Source organism: Mesorhizobium sp. SP-1A (assembly GCF_032460275.1).
Lineage (GTDB): Bacteria > Pseudomonadota > Alphaproteobacteria > Rhizobiales > Rhizobiaceae > Mesorhizobium.
Window position 1 is genome coordinate 538,236 of record NZ_JAVXZD010000003.1, and the last position, 14,514, is coordinate 552,749.

Genomic DNA, 14,514 nt, shown 5'->3' on the forward strand with positions numbered 1-14,514 from the left:
TTCAAGGTTTTGGATTGGAGCGCGAGGGACGCGAAAAGGAGAGATCGCATGAAACGCCAACCACGGATTCTTGCCGGCACTGCGCTTGGCTTGCTGATGGCATCCGCGCCGTTGGGCGCTTTTTCATTCACGGGCATCGCGCAGGCGCAGGAGGCGATCGCCTCGAAGCCCATGATTCTGGCGCAGACCGATTGCCAGGGCGAGGACTGCGCCGCACCCGCGCAGGACGAACAGGCGCCGCGCAAGGAGCGCCGCAAAAAGCAGGAAGAGCAGCAGGGCGAAAAAGCCCCTGCCGGCGAAGCAGCCCCCAAACGCAAGGCGGTGGAGGAATCCGCCCCGACCGAGCAGCAGTCTCAGGAACCGGAACAGAAGCCGCGTAAGGAACGCCGCAAGGCGCAGGAGCAGCAGAACGAGGCCGCGCCCGCCGAAGCCGCCCCCGCGCAGGCCGAGCAGCCGGCGCAGGAGCCCGCACAGAAGCTGCGCAAGGAGCGCCGCAAGGCGCAGGAGCAGCAGAACGAGGCCGCGCCCGCCGAAGCCGCCCCCGCGCAGGCCGAGCAGCCGGCGCAGGAGCCCGCACAGAAGCTGCGCAAGGAACGCCGCAAGGCGCAGGAACAGCAGAACGAGGCCGCGCCCGCCGAAGCCGCCCCCGCGCAGGCCGAGCAGCCGGCGCAGGAGCCCGCACAGAAGCTGCGCAAGGAGCGCCGCAAGGCGCAGGAGCAGCAGAACGAGGCCGCGCCCGCCGAGAAGGCTCCTGCGGAGAACGCTCCCGCCGAGAACGGGATGAAGCCGACGCAGGCTGAAAAGCCCGCCGCCCAGCCCGAACAGAAGACGAAGGAAGGCAAGCATCGCAAGCCGGCCGAGAGCGAGCAGACGACCGCTCCCGAAAGCGCGCCCGTGCCCGAAAAGAAGGCCGAGCCGCAGCAGGAAGAAGCGCAGCCGACCCGCAAGAAGCCGGCGGCCGAGCAGCCGGCGCAGGCGCAGCCCGAGCAGCCCGCCACCGAACAGTCAGGCGAGCAGAAGGCGCCTGCCGGCGGCGAGCAGACCCAGCAGGGCGAAGCGTCGGGCAAGACCGCGCCTATCCTGGACAGCCAGAAGGACGCGCAGCAGCCGGCCGGTGAAGGCACCAAGAACCGGCGCGACCGCAACGGCAGGAAGCCCGGCGAGACCGGCACCGAAGGCGGCGCGCAGACCGGAACGCAGGCCGGTGGCCAGGAGGCGCAACGGCCCGCTCCCGTCGATCAGGGACCGCCGCCGGCCGACGACAAGGCTGCCCAGCAGGCCATCCGGCCCGAAAAGATCGAGCCGGTGACCGAGCTGAAGGGCAAGCGCATCGACCGCGAACCCAACCGGGACATCCGGGAACGTCCGCGTCCCGAAGGCGCGGACGTGCTGAAGTCGTTCGGCGACCGCGTCATCATCCAGTTCAACAACGAGACGATGGTCGAGAGCGACGAACGTCCGCGCATGCGGCACGGTTCGAAGGACGTCTATTACGAGGACCTGCCGCGCGGCCAGACCCGCGAGACCATCGTGCGCGACAACGGCGTGCAGATCGTCACCATCCGCAACCGCAACGGCGATGTGATCCGTCGCTCGCGCGTCACGCCGGATGGGCGCGAATATGTGCTGAACTACGTTGACGAGCAGCATTATCAGGACGTGCGCGACTGGCGCGATCCGGGCGACGACCTGCCGCCGCTGCAACTCGACATCCCGCGCGAACGCTACATCCTGGATTCGGAATCCGTGCAGGGGCCGGACGACTATTACGAGTTCCTCGAGCAGCCGCCGGTCGAACGGGTGCAGCGCCTCTATTCGATCGACGAGGTGAAGCGTTCCGCCCGCGTGCGCGACATCGCCCGCCGCATCGACCTCGACACGCTGAACTTCGACTTCGGCTCGGCGAGCATCTCCGATAGCGAGGCGCAGAAGCTGGAAGGCGTCGCCGAAGCCATGCAGCGCCTGCTGAAGAAGAACCCGGCCGAAACCTTCCTGATCGAGGGCCATACCGACGCCGTCGGCTCGGACACCGCCAATCTGGCGCTGTCGGACCAGCGCGCCGAGGCGGTCGCCGAAGCGCTCAGCAACATGTTCGAGATCCCGCCGGAGAACCTGACCACGCAGGGCTACGGCGAGCGCTATCTCAAGGTGAACACGCAGGGTCCGGAGCGCCAGAACAGGCGCGTCGCCATCCGCCGCATCACGCCGCTGGTGGCGCCGGCCGTCAGCGCCAACTGACCACGGCACGGGGGCCCGGTTCGGGTCCCCGTCCACGCCACGGGGTCGCCACGATCCCGGTGTCTAATGAAATCGGGGTTCCCTGCCCCGTCCCGTCTCCAGCGGGACAAGAGGCCCGGCCGAGGTTTTCCCCGGTCGGGCTTTTTTTCGATCCTTCCCGCCTGCTGGAACTGTTCCTGGACCGCGCGTCCTATTCCACCGACCGGCTCATGTGGCCGACCATCCTCCGCCTCGCCTTGGTCGTCCCGGCGCTGGTGCCGGCCTCTGTCGACCGCGTCATGGGCGGCCCCGGCGCTCAGAACACCCGCTTGACCTCGGTGGACGTGCGCTCGAACACCTCGTCCGGCACGAAGAAGTCCGAGATAAGCGCGCCTTCGGCTAAGGCGTAGCGGGAGAAATCGGTCACGCCCTCGGCGCGCAGCACCTCCTCGTCGATGAAGAAGTTGCCGGTGGTCTCGCGCGCGGGGCGGCAGAAGACGGCATGCGCCGCGTCGGCCATGATCTCGGGCGAGCGGCTCTGCGCCGCCACGCTCTCGCCACCCAGAAGGTTGCGCACGGCGGCCGTGTCGATGGTGGTCAGCGGCCAGAGCGAATTGACGGCGATGCCGTCCCTGGCGAATTCCGCGCTCATGCCGAGCGTGCACATCGACATGCCGAACTTGGCCATGGTGTAGGCGACGTGGTTCCTGAACCACTTGGCCTTCATGTCCAGCGGCGGCGAAAGATTCAATATATGAGGGTTTGCAGCCGACTTCAGGTGCGGAATGCACGTTTTGGACACGAGGAAGGTGCCGCGCGCGTTGATCTGCTGCATCAGGTCGTAGCGCTTCATGTCGGTTTCCAGCGTGCCGGTGAGCTGGATGGCGCTGGCATTGTTGACGCAGATGTCGATGCCGCCGAACTTTTCCGCCGTGGCGGCGACCGCCTTGCCGACCTGCTCCTCGTCGCGGATATCGCAGACCACAGGCAGCGCCCTGCCGCCCGCCCGCTCGATCTCCTCCGCGGCCGTATAGATGGTGCCGGGCAGTTTCGGATGCGGCTCGGCCGTCTTGGCCGCGATGGTGATGTTGGCTCCGTCGCGCGCGGCGCGCAGCGCGATCGCAAGCCCGATGCCGCGCGATCCGCCCGAGATGAACAGCGTTTTTCCCTGAAGCGACATCGCAGCCTTCCCGAATTTTGATCTCCGGCAAGCTTGCCCGCCGCGCAAGCCGAGCGCAAGGCTTATTGACGTTTACGTAAAGATAAATTTGCTGGTCGCGCGGCCGGCCGGGCCCCGGCGCGTTTCGTGGCTACACCAGCACCAGCCCCTGCCGCATGGCGATGGCGATGGCGTCCGTGCGGTTGGCAGCGCCCAGTTTCGTCAGGATCGCGGCGACATGGAACTTCGCCGTGTGCACCGAAATGTCCAGCCGCCGCGCGATCACCTTGTTGGGCGCGCCTTCGGCCAGCAATGCCAACACCTCCTGCTCCCGCACCGACAGTTTCGGTGAAGGCGCAGGATCCTGGTGCCGTTCGTCGCCGCCGGGTGCATCGTCCCCCAGCAAGCGGCCATGCACTTCGGACGGCGCGCCGGCGTCGCGCGAAACCCGGTAACCTGCCGCCGCCAGTCTTATCGCCGCGGCGATCAACGCCTCGTCGGCATTCGAGGGCAAGACCGCCAGGACCGCCGCCCCTCCCGCCGAACCGGAGCGTGACGACAGCAGCACATGCGGCGTCGATGCGTCGAGAACGCCGCCGTCGGTGACGACGACGTCGACAAGGCCGCCGTCGCCTTTCCCCGCCGGGATGGCCACGAAGTCGCCTGCCTCGGCCAGCGCCGCGGCCAGCCGCTCGGCGCGCCCGGCATCGCCGAGCGCGATCAGCACCGTCAGTTGCCCGCCTTGCGCCATCCGCACCTCAGCTCAGCGGCTTCTCGCCGATGGTCACCGCGACGTCCCGCGTCTCGCCCCCCCGCACGACGCCCAGCGTCACCGCGGCGCCCGCGCTGTCGGGACCCAGTCGGCGGATCAGGCCGCGCGGGCCGTTCACCGCCTCGCCGTTCCAGGCGGTGATGATGTCGCCGAGGGCGAGGCCGGCCGCCTTTGCCGGACCGTTCTCGTCCAGGCTCATCACCATCGCGCCGGCCACATCGGCCTGGCGGACGGGATGCAGCCCCGCGCCGAGATAGCCGCGCGCCACATGCCCCTTTTCGCGCAGCGTCGCCACCGCCCGCTCGATCGTCTCATAGGGCATGACCAGCGCCCGCCGGCGCGGCCCGAACAGCAGCATGCCGACCAGCTTGCCTTCCGCATCGAGCACCGGGCCGCCCTCGAAACGGCCGCCCGCCGGCAGCGCCAGATGAATGCGCCGGTCGATCCGGCCGCCGCGTAGCGAATGCCATTCCGGCCCGACCTCCCCGACGGTGCCGGAAACCGCCAGCGGCGCTGCGCCGTCGCGGCCTGCGGCAATCACCAGGTGGCCCGGACGCACCGCTCCCGCTTTCTGCAACGAGGGCAATGCCGCCGCGCCCGTCGCCGGCTTCAGCAGCGCCACGCCGGTGGAGGGGTCGCGGCCGAGCAGTTCCGCTTTCACGGTCTCGCCGGACGCCAGGGTCAGTTCGATCTCCTCGTCGGGGTCGATGACCTCCTCTGCGGCGACGAACAGGCCGTCGCCCCAGTGGAAGGCGCTCGCCGTTCGGCCGTGATGGATGGGCAGGCTGGCGGTAAGGGGCCCAACTTTCTCCGCAAGGTCGGCCACGGCATTGGAAAAGGCAGCAAGGTTGAAATCTTTCATGATCGTCTCCTGGGTCCTGTCATGACCCGGATATTGCGCGGCGATGCGGCGCTTCCTACTCGCCGGACGGCCAGTTCGGGCCGAAACTGGCCATCCGGTCAGGTCGCAGCCCCCATGCGCGCTCCGCACATATAGGCATCTTGTCCTCTTTCGACATGGGATGACCGCCATGGCCCTGCCAGCCCCCGACACCCGCCCCGACGATGCCTTGCTGCTGGACGCCTATTCGGCGACGGTGGCCGACGCGGTCGACCGCATCGGCCCGGCCGTCTGCCGCATCGAGCGTATCGCGCCCGCAGCCAGCGCGCGGCAGGCAGGCGGCCAGGGTTCCGGCTTCGTCATCTCGCCGGACGGGCTGATCGTCACCAATTCCCATGTCGTGGGCGACGCGCGCGCCGTGCGTGTCGCCATGCCGGACGGCTCGTCCTGCGAGGGCCGCGTGCTCGGCAGCGATCCGGACACGGACATCGCGCTGGTGCGTGCCGACGGCGCTTTCACCGACATCGCGCCGCTCGGCGATTCCAAGCTGCTGCGCCGCGGCCAGATCACCATCGCCATCGGCAATCCGCTCGGCTTCGAATGGACGGTGACCGCCGGCGTCGTCTCCGCCATCGGCCGCTCCATGCGCGCCGCGACCGGCCGCCTGATCGACGACGTGATCCAGACCGACGCGCCGCTCAATCCCGGCAATTCCGGCGGCCCGCTGGTGTCCTCGGGCGGCGAGGTCATCGGCGTCAACACCGCCATGATCCGGGGCGCTCAAGGGATCGCCTTTGCCGTCGCCTCCAACACCACCAATTTCGTCATTTCGGAGATCATCCGCTTCGGCCGCGTGCGCCGCGCCTTCATCGGCGTTTCGGCCGATACGGTCGCGCTGCCGCGCCGTGCCGCGCTGCTGGCGCAGGTTTCCAGCAGGAGCGCCGTGCGGCTGCGCAGCGTCGAACCGGAAGGACCGGCAGCCCAGGCCGGCCTGAAGGAAGGCGACATCATCGCCGCCATGGACGGCCATGCGATCACCGGCGTGGACGACCTCGTGCGGCTGCTCGATGCCGGGCGCATAGGCCGCGAAACCGCCTGCAAGGTGCTGCGCCGCACCGGCGTCAGCCAGATCACGGTGATGCCGACGGCGAGGAACGGCTAGGCCCCTGCCGGGCCGGCCCCGCCCTGGAAACGGGTCAGCCGCCGAAAATCTGCTCGCCCTGCTCGTCCACGAGTTGGATGCCCTTGCGGATCGAAACTTCCACGGCATCGTCCAGCCCGGCGAAACGGTCGGCGCGGACGAAGCGGTGCTCCTTGACCTCGCCGTCGATCTCCTTGGAGACGACGCCGCAGGTCTGGTACTGCCCTTCTTCCTTGTAGGGCGTGGCGGCGATGGTGAAGCCCTTGTGCTCGACCTGCTTTGCGGCCTTGGCGGGCGCGGACGCACCGGCCTCGGCTGCCTCGGACGAACCGCCGCCGAAAAGACGTTTCAGGAATGACATGGCGACCTCCTCGGGCGACTGCAACCGCCCCTTCCCATGACATATAGGGCGGGACGGTTGTCAGTACCGGTCCTTTCGCGCTCCGGCAAGGCCGGGAGGCGGAGCGGCGCTCCATCGTCGCACCGCGCGTTCCGGCCGTCAGTCCTGCGAAAGCGCCTCGAGCGCCTCGGCCGCGTGCCGCAATATGTCGGCCGCTTCCGCCTGCCGCTCGGCCGGCCCGTCGAGGATTTCGGCCAGCGCGGCGCGCAGGCGGCGGCGCAGGTCGCGAAGCTCGGGGTTGCGCTTGTCGCCGCGGCCGCGATGCTCCTCGGCATCGTCCCAGCCGAACCATTCGCGCGCGGCGGCCATCTTGCGGCCGAAGCGCTCCAGATGGGCGAGCACGCGCTCCACCAGTTCGCGGTTTTCGGCGAGATACGCCTTCCCTTCTGCCGTAATGGAAAAGACCTTCTTGGCCCCCTCGGCCGAGGACGAGGCGTAACCGGCTTCCTCGAGGAAGGTGAGCGTCGGATAGACCACGCCGGGACTGGGGCTGTAGATGCCGCTGGAGCGCTCCTCCAGCGCCTTGATGATGTCGTAGCCGTGGCGCGGCGCCTCGTCGAGCAGATAGAGCGCGATGAGCTTCAGGTCGCCGTCTCCCAGCATGCGCCCGGCGCGCAGCCGGTCGAAGGGGCCGCCGCGACCGCCGCCGCGCATGCCCGGCCCGCCGAACGGCCCGCCTCGCCCGCCGCGTCCGGCCATCAGCCAGAAAGCGCGCGCGCCATGCTCCGCGAAGTGATGTCGTCCATGCATGCGATTCTCCTTTCGTTATGTCGTAAGATATATCGCAAATAAGCTCGCCCGCGACTGGAGTCAAGATATATCTTACGATGCATCGAAATGCTGTTTAGCTACGCCAGCAATAACGATCCGCACGGAAATCGGAAAATGGCGGGGCACCCGGAAGGGGGAAAGCTTTCCGCGGCCCTCAAGCGAGATGCAGCACGATCTCGCGCCGGTGCGGATGCTGCCTGTGCTCGAACAGATAGAGGCCCTGCCACGTGCCGAGCGCCAGTCGCCCGCCCGTGACCGGCACCGACAGCGAGGTCGCCGTCAGGGCCGCCTTGATATGGGCCGGCATGTCGTCCGGCCCTTCCAGCCTGTGCACGAGATAGTCCATGGCCGGGTCGTCGGCCGGCGGCACCAGCCGGCGGAAGAAGGCGTCAAGGTCGCGTTTCACGTCAGGATCGGCGTTTTCCTGGATCAGCAGGGAACAGGAAGTGTGGCGCACAAAGGCGGTCAGCAGGCCCGTTTCAATGCCCGCCCCGCCGACGAACCGCTCCGCCCGGTCGGTGAACTCGTAGAGCCCGGCCCCGTCCGTCGCCAGCGCGAGGAGCGTCTGCAGGCCGGCCAGCTTCGCCTCCCCGTCAGCGCTGCTGCAAGGCGAGCCGCGCGCCGAGCGCGACGAAGGCCGCGGCGAAGCTGCGCCGCATCCAGGCCATGACGCGCGGGCTGCCCACGACCCGGTCGCGCATGGCGGCCGCGCAGAACCCGTAGATCGAAAAAATGACGAAGGTGGCCAGCATGAATACGCCGGACAGTTCCAGCATGCGCGCCAGGACCTGCGGCTCGCCCGGTGCGATGAACTGCGGCAGGAAGGCGACGAAGAAGATCGACAGCTTCGGGTTGAGCAGGTTGATGAGGATGCCGTCGGTCACCACCTGCCGGGCGCTGCGGGCATCTGGCCTGTCCTCGATCTTCAGCGCGCCGTGCTGGCGCAGGCTCTGCCACGCCATGTAGAGGAGATAGGCGACGCCGGCATATTTCACGACCTCGAAGGCCACCGCGCTGGCATGCAGCAGGGCTGCCAGGCCGGTGAGCGCGGCGACCAGATGCGGCACGATGCCCAGCGTGCAGGCAAAGGCGGCAAGCACGCTGGCCCGCGCCCCGCGCGACAGCCCCGCCGCCAGCGTGTAGACGACGCCGGTGCCCGGCGAGGCGACGATGATCAGCGTGGTCAGCAGGAACTCGATCGACATGGCGGCCCTTGCGAATGAGACCGTCCGGTCCTTGCGAACGGGACCGCCCGGCCCGGCAAGCCTATCCGGCGAGACAGCGGCGCGCAATGCCGCAACGCCGCCGCTGCCGAAACGGGCAGGACCGTTCAGGATCAACAGCATAAGGCGGCGCGTTGACTCTCTTTGCCAGCGCGCCGCCATCATGTCTCAGCCGAGCGAGGCGATGATTTCCCGGTAGGCGCCTTCGGGGAACGCCTTCAGCGTATGCGAGCGCACATTGCCGCCGGCGCCGATCTGCAGCGCGAAGCGCGCCGCCACCGCATCGTCGGGCGCCTCGCACACCGCCACCATGTCGTACTCTCCCATGGTCAGGTAGAACTCCTTGAAGGCCCCGCCCATCTCGGCGAGCTGCTTGCGGACGGCGTCCAGCCGCCTGGGCGATTCGCGCACGTTCTTCACGCCCATATCCGTCCAGTTCAGAAGCATGATGTAGGTTGTCACGTCTCACCTCCCTCCGGTGCCGTGACGCGGATGAGGCCGCCTGCGCGGCGCCGGTCCTAGCACCCCTCGCACCCGGTGATTATGGACCTGTCGGGCCGCGAGCGCCATCACCCGCCTGTTGCAGACTGCATCGGTGGCCGTGTTGCAGCTTCTCCGTTCCGGCATGGATTCCCGGCACTCTGCGTTCGCTACGCTTGCTTCGAGGTCGACGGGAGGGAGCACCACCGCATTCTCCAACGCTGACGCTTGGATGCACGGACCAGCACCGTCCCGACCCGTCATCCCGGCCAATCATGAGCGAAGCGAAGGCGCGAGCCGGGATCCATGCCGGAACGGTGAAGACGACACCGGCGGGGCAGAACCACCGGCAAGGCCGCGCAAAAGAAAAGCCCGGCCGAGGCCGGGCTTTGCGATTGTCTTTTCCTGTAAAGCCTCAGCTGTCCAGGAAGCTGCGCAGCTTGCGCGAACGGCTCGGATGCTTGAGCTTCCTGAGCGCCTTGGCCTCGATCTGGCGGATGCGCTCGCGCGTCACCGAGAACTGCTGGCCGACTTCCTCCAGCGTGTGGTCGGTGTTCATGCCGATGCCGAAGCGCATGCGCAGCACGCGCTCCTCGCGCGGCGTCAGCGAGGCGAGCACGCGCGTGGTGGTCTCGCGCAGGTTGGCCTGGATCGCCGCGTCGATCGGCAGGATCGCGCCCTTGTCCTCGATGAAATCGCCGAGGTGCGAATCCTCCTCGTCGCCCACCGGCGTCTCGAGGCTGATCGGCTCCTTGGCGATCTTCAGCACCTTGCGCACCTTTTCGAGCGGCATGGCGAGCTTCTCGGCCAGTTCCTCCGGCGTCGGCTCGCGGCCGATCTCGTGCAGCATCTGGCGCGAGGTGCGCACGATCTTATTGATCGTCTCGATCATGTGCACCGGGATGCGGATGGTGCGGGCCTGGTCGGCGATCGAACGGGTGATCGCCTGCCGGATCCACCATGTCGCGTAGGTCGAGAACTTGTAGCCGCGCCGGTACTCGAACTTGTCCACCGCCTTCATCAGGCCGATATTGCCTTCCTGGATCAGGTCCAGGAACTGCAGGCCGCGATTGGTGTATTTCTTGGCGATGGAGATGACGAGGCGCAGGTTCGCCTCCACCATCTCCTTCTTGGCGATGGCCGCCTCGCGCTCGCCCTTCTGCACCTGGTTCACGATCCTGCGGAATTCCAGGATCGAGATCGCGGTCTCGGTTGCGAGGTTCTGGATCTCGGAGCGGATCTCCTTGATCGTCTCCTTCTCGTTCTGGTGGAATTCCTTCCAGCCGCGCGAGGTCAGGTTGGCGATGGAGCGCGTCCAGTTCGGGTCGAGCTCGGAGCCCTGGTATTCCCTCAGGAACTCCTCGCGGCGCACGCCGTAGCTTTCGGCCAGCCGCAGCAGCTTGCCCTCGTTCTGCACCAGCCGCTTGTTGATGTCGTAGAGCTGCTCGACCAGCGCCTCGATGCGGGCCTGGTTGAGCGACAGCGACTTCACCGCCTTGATGAGTTGGTCCTTCAGCTCCTTGAGGCGGCGGTCCTGGCTGGGCGACAGCGTGCCGGCGGCCGCCAGCCGGTTTTCCACCTGCTGGTCCTGCAGCTTGCGCAGCTTCTTGTAGGTGTCGGCGATGACGTCCAGCGTCTCCATCACCTGCGGGCGAAGCTCGGCTTCCATGGCCGCCAGCGACAGGTTGGCCTCGTCCTCGTCCTCTTCTTCCTCCTCCGCGCGGTTGTCGCCGCCGACATTTGTGATGTCGTCGTCGTCGCGAGAGGCGCGGCGCGGCTTTTCGTCGGCCTTGGGCTTGGCGTCTTCCTCGACGCGCTCCACCACCGGCGCCTGCTTGGCTTCCGGTCCGGCATAGGTGGCTTCGAGGTCGATGATCTCGCGCAGCAGGATCTTGGCTTCGTTGAGCTCGTCGCGCCAGATGATGATGGCCTGGAAGGTCAGCGGGCTCTCGCACAGGCCCGCGATCATGGTCTCGCGGCCGGCCTCGATGCGCTTGGCGATGGCGATTTCGCCTTCGCGCGACAGAAGCTCCACCGAACCCATCTCGCGCAGATACATGCGCACGGGGTCGTCGGTGCGGTCGGTCGGCTCCTTCTTGGCGACGGCCGCGACCGCGGTGCCGGTCTGCTCGGCAAGCTCGTTGGCTTCTTCCTCGCCGTCGTTGCTGTCGCCTTCGGCTTCCTCGCCCTGCTCGTCGTCCTCGACGACGTTGATGCCCATGTCGGAAAGCATGGCCATGGTGTCCTCGATCTGCTCGGAGGTCACCTCCTCCGAGGGCAGAACCGAGTTCAGTTCGTCCATGGTGACATAGCCGCGTTTCTTCGCGGCCTTGATCATCTTCTTGACAGCATCGTCGGAAAGGTCGAGCAATGGGCCGTCGGTCGTGCCCTCGCGTTCGTTCTCGACCTCTTCCTTTTCCTTCGTCGCCATTCTTTATCTTCTCCAGGCGGCCTATCCATCCGGGCCGCTTCGCTGCCGATCAGGCGAATCACATTCGCTCGCCATAAAACGCGCCTGTCAGCCCACTAACCGCATCTCACTTAAGTCCAGATTAACCCTGATATCTGTGGCGGGCATCGCGTCCCGTCCAGTGCCGGCGTTGTCCATCGTCTCGTCGGTCGATGCAATCAATGCCGCTATCAACAATCTCGAATCGTCCTGATTCCGCCAATCTGGCGCAAGGTCAAGCGCCTCTGGCATGATTCGCCCCAAAAAAGCGAATCAATTGCCCTCTCCGCCGTGAATCGGCAATTCACTGACTATCGGTCTAGCTTCGGCCCGTGCGCCCCGACGACACGCCGAAGCCCTCGATGAGCGCCTCGGTGGCCTGCACGTCGCGGAACTGCGCCTGGACTTCGACCAGATGACGATAATTCTCGTCGGTCGGATCGCTGGCCAGCGCGGCCTCGGCCTGTTTCAGCTCCCTATGTAAGGTGCGGGCGCTGCGGTGCAAGTGGAGCGCCTGGGCGAAGGCGTCGCGCGCGTCCTCGATCGCCGCGCCCTCCAGAGCCGGCCACTGCCGCGCCCGGTGCATCAGCGCCACGGCCCGTTCCCAGATGTCGCGGCAGCCGGCCCGGTCGATGGCCTCGACCACGGCCGCCCGGTCGCCGGCCATGTCGTGCGCCAGCGCATCGAGCAGCACCGCATGCAGCTTCCTGAGATCGCTGTTGGCGAGATCGAGGAACTCGACATATTCGAAATTCTCGTCGATCAGCGCCGGGTGGTTGACCAGCGCCACCAGGATGGAGGCCTCGCGCACCGACATCGCCTCCCCCGCGCGCTTGACCAGCGCCGAGCGGCCGAGGCTTTCGGTGATGGGGCTGCGGTGCGCTGCGCCGCCGCGCGCCCACTGCCCGCCCCATTGGCCGCCCCGTTGGCCGCCGCCCTGCCGCTTGTCGCCGAAGCCCTGCCCCCGGCCGTTCTGGCCTTGGCGGCCGCCGTTGCGCTGCGCGCCGAAGAAGCTCTGCACGCGCTCGCGCATTTCCTGATTGTAGTGGAAGCGCACGCTCTCGTCCTGGATGCGCCCGGTCAGCTCGCGCAGCGTCTTCTCCAGTTCCGCCCGTCGCTCGGGCGTGTCGAACACGCCGCCCGACGTCTCGCGCATCCACAGGAGATCGGCCAGCGGCCGCGCCTCCGAAAGCACGGCGCGGAAGGCGTCCGGCCCCTCGGCCTTGACCAGGTCGTCGGGGTCCTTGCCCTCCGGCAGCAGCGCGAAGCGCGCGGTGCGGCCCGGCTGGACCGCGGGCAGCACGAGGTCGGCCGCGCGCCATGCGGCTTTCAGCCCGGCGCCGTCGCCGTCGAAACACAGCACCGGCTCGCCGGCCATGCGCCACAGCAACTCCATCTGGTTTTCGGTAAGCGCGGTGCCCAGCGGCGCCACCACGTTCTCGAAACCGGCCTGCGCCAGCGCGATCACGTCCATATAGCCTTCGACGGCGATGACGGTTCCCGCGCCGTTCGGGCCGCCGCGCGCCACCGCCTTGCGGGCGCGGGCGAAATTGTAGAGCACGTTGCCCTTGTGGAAGAGCTCCGTCTCCGGCGAGTTGAGGTACTTGGCCGAAACCTCCGGCGACATGGCCCGTCCGCCGAAGGCGATGATACGCCCACGCGAATCCGGGATCGGGAACATGATGCGGTCGCGGAAACGGTCGTAGGAGACCGGCACGTCGGTGCCGAACACGACCAGCCCGCAGGCCTCGATCTGGGTCTTCTCGACGCCCTTCGAAGCCAGGAACTCCTTCAGCGCGTTGCGGCTGTCGGGCGCATAGCCCAGCCGGAACGACTGCTGGGTGGCCGGGGTCAGCCCCCTGTCGCGCAGATAGGCGCGCGCCTTGGCGCCGTCGGCCGATTGCAGCCGCTCCTGGAAGAAGCCGGTCGCCATTTCCATCACGTCGGTCAGGCTGGCGCGTTCGCGCTCGCGCCGCTCCTCGGCCACGTCGCGCGCCGGCATCGGCACGCCGGCCATGTCCGCGATGCGCTCCACCGCCTCGGGGAAGCTCAGGCCGTCCAGTTCGGTCAGGAACTTGAAATGGTCGCCCGAAACGCTGCAGCCGAAGCAATGGTAGCGGCCCTTGCGGTCCTCGCAATGGAAGCTCGGCGTCTTCTCGCCGTGGAACGGGCAGCAGCCCCAGAAATCGCCCTTGGACGCGTTGGTCTTCTTGCGGTCCCAGGACACGCGCGTGCCGATGACGGCCGAAATCGGCACGCGGTCGCGGATCTCGTCGAGAAAGGCGGGCGGAAAGCGCATGGGCAACTCTTTTGAACCCATATAGTCGCCCCGCGCCGCCAGCACGACTCCTAAAGCGATGCGCCCGCCGGCCATGCCCGGTTTTCACAGGGTATCCCGACAAAAGAGAAGGCGGCCCGCAGGGAGGGCCGCCTTCCCGTCTGACTGGAGGGCTTGCGATCAGTGCGCGGCGGTGATGCCGGCGATGATGCCCGTCAGCGCGCTGACCAGCAGGTAGTCGTTGCCGACGCGGATCCAGTGCTGGCCGGGGCCGGGGCGGCGCAGGCCGTAGCGGTTGTAGTCGCGCACGGCCTTGTAGCGGCGCCAGTCGCGATATTTCTGGCCGCGCTGCCAATGCGAGCGCGTCACCACCTTCTTCTTGACCACGACGCGCCTGTCGGAGCGGTAATCGCGATGGTCGGACTTCTTCCAGTCGACCTGGGCGAGGTGCGACTGCGGCATCGTCGGCTGCGCCAGCGGGGCCGCCTCGGCCTGCATGACCGGCATGGCCAGCATCGAAGCGGCGACGGCGACTAGGGCAAGACGTTTCATGAGTGGTACTCCTCGGTTGTCGATGACCCGAGGGATAAGGCCCGATGAATGAACCGAAACTGAACGCCTCCCTTACAAATTCGTAATGATTCCCTATATTTGAGGCTGCTGATTAATGTACGCCGCGCCTCTGGACGCTGAAAAGGCGTCGTTGCGCGCGGTTCCGGAAGGCTGCCGCTGCGGCAGCCGGCCATTGCATCGCGGCGCCGTTTCCGTTAGGCCCGTCCGCCC

At 67.5% G+C, this 14,514-nt stretch carries 14 protein-coding genes; 2 read left to right on the plus strand and 12 right to left on the minus strand.

Annotated elements, in window-relative coordinates:
- Nucleotides 1-48: 48 nt before the first annotated feature.
- Nucleotides 49-2,238 (plus strand): OmpA family protein, encoded by a 2,190-nt coding sequence (locus QU595_RS17565; protein ID WP_315924213.1) that lies wholly within the window; start codon nt 49-51, stop codon nt 2,236-2,238.
- Nucleotides 2,239-2,533: 295 nt separating this feature from the next.
- On the opposite strand, the gene QU595_RS17570 is transcribed toward QU595_RS17565, so the two are convergent.
- The 3 genes from QU595_RS17570 to QU595_RS17580 form a co-directional block, all read right to left on the minus strand.
- Complete coding sequence (locus tag QU595_RS17570) at nt 2,534-3,397, minus strand: NAD(P)-dependent oxidoreductase (RefSeq protein ID WP_315924215.1); 864 nt, start codon at nt 3,395-3,397, stop codon at nt 2,534-2,536.
- A gap of 130 nt (nt 3,398-3,527) precedes the next feature.
- Complete coding sequence (locus QU595_RS17575) at nt 3,528-4,127, minus strand: helix-turn-helix transcriptional regulator (protein WP_315924217.1); 600 nt, start codon at nt 4,125-4,127, stop codon at nt 3,528-3,530.
- A 7-nt stretch (nt 4,128-4,134) separates the two neighbouring features.
- Nucleotides 4,135-5,010 (minus strand): S1C family serine protease, encoded by an 876-nt coding sequence (locus tag QU595_RS17580; protein WP_315924219.1) that lies wholly within the window; start codon nt 5,008-5,010, stop codon nt 4,135-4,137.
- 169 nt (nt 5,011-5,179) lie between these two features.
- Between QU595_RS17580 and QU595_RS17585 the strand changes: the two genes are divergently transcribed.
- Entirely contained in the window at nt 5,180-6,151 is a 972-nt protein-coding gene (locus tag QU595_RS17585) for a S1C family serine protease (RefSeq protein ID WP_315924221.1), read from the plus strand.
- A 34-nt stretch (nt 6,152-6,185) separates the two neighbouring features.
- Here QU595_RS17585 and QU595_RS17590 read toward each other — a convergent pair whose 3' ends face one another.
- From QU595_RS17590 to QU595_RS17630, 9 genes are all read right to left on the minus strand, one after another.
- Entirely contained in the window at nt 6,186-6,491 is a 306-nt protein-coding gene (locus QU595_RS17590; RefSeq protein WP_315924223.1) for an HlyU family transcriptional regulator, read from the minus strand.
- A gap of 138 nt (nt 6,492-6,629) precedes the next feature.
- Nucleotides 6,630-7,280 (minus strand): PadR family transcriptional regulator, encoded by a 651-nt coding sequence (locus tag QU595_RS17595; protein ID WP_315924225.1) that lies wholly within the window; start codon nt 7,278-7,280, stop codon nt 6,630-6,632.
- Nucleotides 7,281-7,455: 175 nt separating this feature from the next.
- Nucleotides 7,456-7,872: a secondary thiamine-phosphate synthase enzyme YjbQ gene (locus tag QU595_RS17600; protein ID WP_315924521.1), complete on the minus strand. Its 417-nt coding sequence runs from the start codon at nt 7,870-7,872 to the stop codon at nt 7,456-7,458.
- A 22-nt stretch (nt 7,873-7,894) separates the two neighbouring features.
- Nucleotides 7,895-8,506, minus strand: a complete 612-nt coding sequence (locus QU595_RS17605; RefSeq protein ID WP_315924523.1) for a LysE family translocator — start codon at nt 8,504-8,506, stop codon at nt 7,895-7,897.
- A gap of 186 nt (nt 8,507-8,692) precedes the next feature.
- On the minus strand, nt 8,693-8,986 hold the full coding sequence (locus QU595_RS17610; RefSeq protein ID WP_315924227.1) for a GYD domain-containing protein: 294 nt from the start codon (nt 8,984-8,986) through the stop codon (nt 8,693-8,695).
- A 433-nt stretch (nt 8,987-9,419) separates the two neighbouring features.
- Nucleotides 9,420-11,435, minus strand: a complete 2,016-nt coding sequence (gene rpoD, locus QU595_RS17615) for an RNA polymerase sigma factor RpoD (RefSeq protein WP_315924229.1) — start codon at nt 11,433-11,435, stop codon at nt 9,420-9,422.
- 87 nt (nt 11,436-11,522) lie between these two features.
- On the minus strand, nt 11,523-11,705 hold the full coding sequence (locus QU595_RS17620; RefSeq protein WP_315924231.1) for a hypothetical protein: 183 nt from the start codon (nt 11,703-11,705) through the stop codon (nt 11,523-11,525).
- A gap of 67 nt (nt 11,706-11,772) precedes the next feature.
- Nucleotides 11,773-13,752, minus strand: coding sequence for a DNA primase (gene dnaG, locus QU595_RS17625; RefSeq protein ID WP_315924525.1), 1,980 nt, complete (start codon nt 13,750-13,752; stop codon nt 11,773-11,775).
- Between the two features lie 159 nt (nt 13,753-13,911).
- Nucleotides 13,912-14,283 carry an RcnB family protein gene (locus QU595_RS17630; RefSeq protein WP_315924233.1) on the minus strand — a complete coding sequence of 124 codons (372 nt, stop codon included), beginning with the start codon at nt 14,281-14,283 and terminating at the stop codon, nt 13,912-13,914.
- Nucleotides 14,284-14,514: the final 231 nt, after the last annotated feature.